The sequence below is a fragment of the Neptunomonas sp. genome (genome assembly GCF_041601355.1).
Lineage (GTDB): Bacteria > Pseudomonadota > Gammaproteobacteria > Pseudomonadales > Balneatricaceae > Neptunomonas.
The window spans coordinates 23,659-30,455 of record NZ_JBFIIH010000036.1 but is presented as its reverse complement, the minus strand read 5'-3'; the positions used below and the strand labels follow the sequence as shown (position 1 = coordinate 30,455).

At 44.1% G+C, this 6,797-nt stretch carries 5 protein-coding genes; all 5 read right to left on the bottom strand.

Annotated features, from left to right (window positions below; genetic code table 11):
- Positions 1 to 109: 109 nt before the first annotated feature.
- The 5 genes from ABY436_RS07990 to ABY436_RS07970 all read right to left on the bottom strand — a co-directional run bounded on the left by ABY436_RS07990 (position 110) and on the right by ABY436_RS07970 (position 6,691).
- On the bottom strand, positions 110 to 718 hold the full coding sequence (locus tag ABY436_RS07990) for a chemotaxis protein CheC (protein WP_372738453.1): 609 nt from the start codon (positions 716 to 718) through the stop codon (positions 110 to 112).
- Positions 711 to 1,082 (bottom strand): response regulator, encoded by a 372-nt coding sequence (locus tag ABY436_RS07985; RefSeq protein WP_372738452.1) that lies wholly within the window; start codon positions 1,080 to 1,082, stop codon positions 711 to 713. The genes ABY436_RS07990 and ABY436_RS07985 overlap by 8 nt, the downstream gene beginning before the upstream one ends.
- Positions 1,083 to 1,249: 167 nt before the next feature.
- On the bottom strand, positions 1,250 to 2,788 hold the full coding sequence (locus ABY436_RS07980; RefSeq protein ID WP_372738451.1) for a methyl-accepting chemotaxis protein: 1,539 nt from the start codon (positions 2,786 to 2,788) through the stop codon (positions 1,250 to 1,252).
- A 124-nt stretch (positions 2,789 to 2,912) separates the two neighbouring features.
- Complete coding sequence (locus tag ABY436_RS07975) at positions 2,913 to 4,133, bottom strand: MFS transporter (RefSeq protein ID WP_372738450.1); 1,221 nt, start codon at positions 4,131 to 4,133, stop codon at positions 2,913 to 2,915.
- Between the two features lie 62 nt (positions 4,134 to 4,195).
- Positions 4,196 to 6,691 (bottom strand): cache domain-containing protein, encoded by a 2,496-nt coding sequence (locus ABY436_RS07970; protein ID WP_372738449.1) that lies wholly within the window; start codon positions 6,689 to 6,691, stop codon positions 4,196 to 4,198.
- Between the last annotated feature and the right edge of the window lie 106 nt (positions 6,692 to 6,797).

Sequence of the window (6,797 nt, the reverse complement as noted above, 5' to 3'; positions counted from 1 at the left end):
TGTAACGCGTCTTCCAGCCAATGATTGGCAAACGAGATGGTCAGGTTATTGTCCAGAATCAGCACCCCGGAATGCAGGTTTTGTAACACTTTTTCAAACAGCTGCATTCTCAGGCCTCAACCTTAGTTAAGAACTGTTTAATGGCCTGGTGTAAACACTCTGCTGATTGATTTTCGAGCAAAAAAGCGAGAAAACCTTCAATGTTATGTTTCTCCAGGCCCATTTGGATCTGGACGATGAGTACCTGTTTGTTCGGCGAGGTTTGGTTCAGGATGTCGCTTATATATCCGGCTTTCAGAACGGGTAATTGGCAGCAGAAGTGTTCAGATAACATGCCGCCAATCGTAGAAAAGCAAGCATTCAGGATAATGTTACCGATCTCACACATGGCGTCCTGTTCTACTTCAGATAACTGCTCCAACGGCATCTCTGATCCGAGCATCAGGCGAACAATCTCAAGAGAATTAACACTGGGGAAAATCAGTAAAGCATTTCCGGAAAAACTACCGCTAAACGTTTGTGATATACAGGTCAGGATACGGTCGTGATGTGGGTCTAAAAATTCGCTGGCACCTTGCGGCGATAACATATGGATCACAGGTACCGACATGCTGATCGTTTCATTCGTTAACTGGCTGAGGCTCGCCGCGGCACGGCCTACACCGACGTTGAATATTTCCTGTAAGGCGTCCAGTTCCAGAGCACTCATATCAGACATGTTCTGCGCCCCAGAATTCCAGCGCTTGTCGGACGACAGATTCGGTAATGGGTTTTTCAATAAAATGAATACCGAGACTATTCACTTTGGCTTTACTTGACTCCTGAATGTCTGCGGTCAGAATTACAAAGGTGGTATTTGGCATCTTGGGTTTTAAAATAAGTGCCGCATCTAATCCATTGAGAAGCGGCATATTAAGATCCATGATTATCAGTGACGGCTGATATTTTTCGGCTTGTTGAATCGCACCTTCTCCATTTTCAGCTTCAATAACCGTCCAGTCACTCACCAGGCTGCTAAAGACTTTTGAGAGAATCATTCTGGATACGCGGCTATCATCAACAATTAATAAGGTGTTATTCATTCGCGGATCGTCCCTGTGTTTGACAAAAAAATCTTATATCTAATATGAAAAATATTGAATATAACAAAGATAGTCGGTTTATGCAGGAGCAGATGCGAACTTTCAATCTAAATCAAAATTACCCATGCTTTACGCGACTCTTAGCTCTAATCCGTCTGTCAGTTGTGTCAGAAGGCTTTAACTGTTGCTTTCAGGTCCAGAATCAGACTACTCAGATCAATAGAGGCTGCCGACGTTCTTTGTGCAGCAGATTTATTGGCTTCAGAAATATCTCTGATATTGTGAATATTGCGGCTGACTTCTTCGGAAACCGCGCTTTGCTCTTCTGACGCCGCCGCAACTTGTGTACTGCGGTCGGAAATTTCGGTCATAGCCAGGTTTGCTGCCTGAAAAGCATCACCTGCCTCTTGTGCACATTGTATGTTGTATGCGGCGTGGTTATGACAGCGCTCCATTGCTTCTGCCGTCAGATCAACCTGGTTTTGAATAGACTCAACAGTCCGCCTTATTTCGCTGGTTGATTGCGTTGTGCGCTGTGCAAGGACTCGTACTTCATCTGCCACTACAGAGAAGCCTCTTCCTTGCTCTCCTGCTCGGGCTGCTTCTATGGCGGCATTGAGTGCCAACAGGTTCGTTTGGGCGGCAATACCGTTAATAATATCGATAACCTTTTCGATTGAGATGGCTTCTTTCTTTAGCTCTAAAGAGGCGCTACTGGCATTTTCAACATCGTTTACCAGCATTTGAATACCGGCAATCATCTCATCAACTTTACTCTTACCGGCTTTAGCGAGTGCTGCTGTTTTAAGTGTGGCTTCAGATGTCTGGGCGGTGTTACTGGCAACATCATGTGCGGTAGATGACATTTGATGGGCGGCGGTAGCGAGCATGTCGCTTTCCTGATTCTGTTGTTCTATCCCTGCTGTTGTCTGAGCAATTGACTCGTTGGTATGACGCATAACCTCAACAAGGGTATTAATACTGTCTTCTACGCGTCCGACCACTGTGCGCAAGCGGGCATTCATCATACGCGCCGACAACTCGACGGCTCCGGTTTCATCGACGCTGTCGGTCATGACGTGTTGCGCTAATGGGTTATTGTAGACAGCATTTGTAAGCTGAGTGATCTTTTTAATCGGCGCTGCCAGCCAGGCAATACTCGCTACCAAGGCGCATGCGAATCCGATCATCAGAGCATTTTCCAGCATTACCGGGAGCGGAGCAAAGTGTGTTGTGAGGAGTAATAGTGAAAACATAGCCGATACTAAGGTGAGTTTTGTCGCTACGCTTGATGTGGTTATTTTAAGATCAGGTTTGCTCTTGATCTTTGCGTATACCTGTTCTGCACGAGCAATCTGTTGATCGGTAGGAGACGTGCGCACAGATTGATATCCGATTTTTGTACCTGCCTGATCAAATAACGGCATCACATAAGCTTGTACCCAATAATGTTCTTTGTTTTTACAAAGGTTTTTTACCATACCCATCCAGGGCTTATCATTTTTCAGGTGTGTCCACAGGTCGGTAAACGCGGCGGGAGGCATATCAGGATGTCTGACCATATTATGCGGTTGGCCAATCAGCTCTTCGGCAGAGTACCCCGCCACTTCACAGAATGCCGGGTTGGCATAAATGATGTTTCCACGTAAATCCGTGGTAGAAATTAACCGTATATTATTAGAGAACTTCCGTTCAATGCTTGCCATTATCCAATCTCGTCCTAATTCGAATGCTGAATTCAGGTAAAATATTCATACCTGAAAGATAGTGTAGTATTGAAGTTACTGTTGCGTGGTAACTCAGCAAAAAATAGTGAGGTGATAGTAAAGGCTAAGCCGTTGCTGTGCGCAAACGAGAGACCGGGCGCTCATCAATAACGATGTGAATTAATGCCGTAAGGAGTGCGATAGCGGCAGCTGACCACCAGACGACATCGTACGCTCCTGTTTCATCATATAAATACCCCCCAAGCCAAACACCGAGAAAAGAGCCGAGTTGGTGGTTTAAAAATACAATGCCATAGAGGGTGCCCATATGGCGCAGACCAAACATCTGAGCGACCAGCCCGGACGTGGGTGGTACGGTTGCCAGCCATAAAAAACCTGTCAGGATGGAAAATACATACACCGTGGTGGTAGTAATAGGAATCAGCATAAATAGTGCAATAGTGATCGCGCGTGAGGCGTAGATGATCCCCAGTAAATTCTTTTTCGAATATTTTCCAGACCAGGAGCCAAAGAGTAAACAGCCAAAAATATTAAACAGTCCTATTAATGAAAGACTGATAACCGCGACTTTCGCATCAAAACCTTCATCGGACAAAAATGCGGGCATATGAACCGTAACAAAAGCTAACTGAAATCCACATACAAAAAAACCAGCAATCAATAACCAATAGTGAATGTGTCCACTGGCTTCTTTGAGCGCATCAGGAAGTGTCTGTTGGATATTTTCCAGTGAAGCGGTCGAAGAGTCGGATGCGGCATCACCTCTGAAAGGCACTGCCAGAAACATCATGCATAAAGCACCGCCAGCCATTAATAACAGCGCTGTTTGCCAGCCATAGCTGCTGATAAATTCCTGAGCAACCGGTATCAGTAGTAGCTGTCCTGCAGAGCCTGCCGCTGTACCTAATCCCAGTGCAAATGCCCTCTTTTCTGGTGCTACCATTCGGGCCAGTGCGGGTAATACAACACCAAATCCAGTACCTGCGATACCCATCCCGATTAAAATGCCGGCACCGCTATGTAATGCAAAAATACTGTCCGCTGTTGACGTTACATACAAACCCAACGCATATAGCAGCGCGCCTGCCAGAATGGCTTTAGTGGTACCAAAACGATCAGCAACAGCGCCGGCTATTGGCTGAAAAAGACCCCAGCATAGATTTTGCAGCGCAAGTGAAAACGCAAATACCTCACGTCCATAGCCAAACTCAGTAGATATGGGGGCCATGAAAAACCCCATAGAGGAGCGTAATCCGAAGTTAATGGCCAGCAGAATGCAGGCACAAGCAACAAAGACACTCAGTAATTTTACAGGCTGCGTCATGGGGGGGGGTTCCAATCGTATAGGTTGAAGATAAAGAATGTGTGTATTTAGCGGGTGCTATGTTAACAGCAAACAGTCGTGAGGTATTTGTTGTTCAGGTCTGTTAACGACAGTGGTCGGTCAAAATAATAACCTTGCGCTATGTGGCACTGGAAACTGCTGAGTTTGGTCAGCTGTTTGGCTGTTTCAACGCCCTCAGCCACTATCGTTAGTTGGTATGACTCACCAATAGCAACGATTGCCCGTATCAGGTTTTCCGTTTCACTACTGGTTAACAATTTATCAACAAATGACCGGTCTATTTTTATTTCATTGATCGGCAAGATACTTAAATAGCTTAATGATGAATACCCCGTGCCGAAATCATCCAGTGATAGATTGAAACCATTATCCCGCAGTGTCTGTAATATGGGGGAGACATGGGCCAGATCTTCTATCAGTAAGCTTTCAGTAATCTCGAAAGTAATCAGTTGGCTATCGATAGTATGTCTGGCCACAGCCGCGACTAACTTGTCGATAAATTTAGGCGCGTTCAACTGCCGGGGTGATAGATTAACCGAGAGTGTTATAGGGTGTTCCCGATGATGGTTGAAGTCGCTAATGTCTGATAGTGACTGTTCAAGTACGAACATACCTATTTCATGAATCAGACCGGTATCTTCTGCTATGGGAATAAAATCTACCGGTGACACATGGCCGAGTTGTTCATTGTGCCAACGCAGCAGTGCTTCAACACCGTTAATATGACCGCTTTGGATGCAAATCTGCGGTTGATAGACGACACTGAATTCATTATTTTTCAATGCTGTGCGCAGTGCTGATTCTAGCTGTAAATCTTGGTGTACTTGTTGGTTTATCAGTTTGTTGAAGAACAGAAAGCTTCCTTTTTGCTGGGCTTTCGATTTGTACAGTACGATATCGGCTTTGCTAATCAGCTCTTCCGGATCATCACCGTCATTCGGGTAAATAGTCACACCAATGCTGCAACTGGAATGAATAGCTTTACCGGCAATGGAAAATGGGTCTTTAAAAACGGCTTGTATACGCTTAACTTTTTCCTCTGCTGCGCGTAAGTCTTTAAGCCCGGGGAAACAAAAAATGAATTCATCTCCGCCAAATCGGGTGATGCTGTCACCTGCTTGTAAAACACTTTCAAATTTATGGCTGACGGCTTGCAATAAATCATCACCGACAGAATGACCATAGAGGTCATTTATTTTTTTAAAGTCGTCGAAGTCAACAAACATCAGGGCACACTTTTTATTGTTAACTTTTGATAGCTCTATGGCCTGTGTAATTCGCTCTTCGAGCAATAAGCGGTTAGGTAGTTTTGTCAACGCGTCATGGTGAGCAACAAAGTGCAGTTGATCTTTGGTACGCTGCAGTTCTTCAATATTACTGTTTATATGTTGTTGGAATTTTTCAAATCTTCGCGAAATATTCCGGCTTATGTACACTAAAACAAAGACCAGAATTAACGTAGAAAAAAAACTGAGTAACAATATTTTTTGTAGTCCTACTGTGTTTTGATTCTGGACAATGGTTTTTCTTTGCGCCAGGTAGTTTTCTATTTCGTTGATGTACACCCCGGTACCTATGACCCAGTCCCAATCTGCAATGGCGGTTACATAGCTTATTTTTTGTGCGGGTTGCCCTGTGGAGGGCATGATTGAACCGATATACTCAACATAATCGCCTCCCTGTTTTGCTGTTTGAATAATCTTTCGAACAAACGGAAATCCATTGGCTCCTTTACCGTCGAGATTGTTTGTTCCAACTAATGATTCTTTGAAATGAGAAAGGTAATTTCCCTGGTAGTCAATAACAAAAACGTAGCCGTTTTTACCGTAGCGAATATTGCTGATTCTTTCTAATAAGCGTTGCTTAATATCATTTTCGACATCGGTAAGGTATTCGCCGGTCCCAATGAACCAATCGTAGGGCGCGAAGTACTTACCAAAACCAATTTTCTCGAATTCCTGAGTGTTATTCTGTGGTTTTACAAACCACCAGTGATAAAAACTTTCGCCTTTGGTTTTTACTAATTCGCCCATTTCCTGAACAATGTAGCTGCCTTTCACATCTTGCAACCCCCACTTTGATTTGCCTTCCATTTGAGGGAGCAGGGGATGCATAACACTGAGGCCGTTGGTTTTATATATAAAAAAGTAACCGCGTCCGCCATTGAAAGAGATGCTGCGTAGGCTATCGGTGATTAGCCGGGTGACTTCTGCTTCCGATTTATCTTTATGTTGTTGATAAATGTTTTCTGCAATAGCGTAGGCTTCGTTAACACGCTGCCTGATGTTGTGCTTTAAAGAGGCTTCGGTTTGATTTTTTTCGAACTGAATATCCTGAAAGACCTGTTCAACCTGACTCTTGGCAACCGCTTTTTGAAGATCCATAAAGTTGTTGCGCAGTGATTTGATATCGCTTGTTGCTTTTGTATGGTTGTTATAAATGATGATAGCGCTAAGCAATATGATAAAAATCCCGACGACCAGAACCGGAGCTACTTTGATAAGTCGGATAAGTTTCTGGTCGGATATTATTTTCATCGTTCTAACATTACTCAACTCTGCTAGTGGTATCAGGGCGCATTAATAGTAAATATAGAAGTCCCAAAGTATTTAGACCTTCTGTACTTGTGTAACTATAGACTAA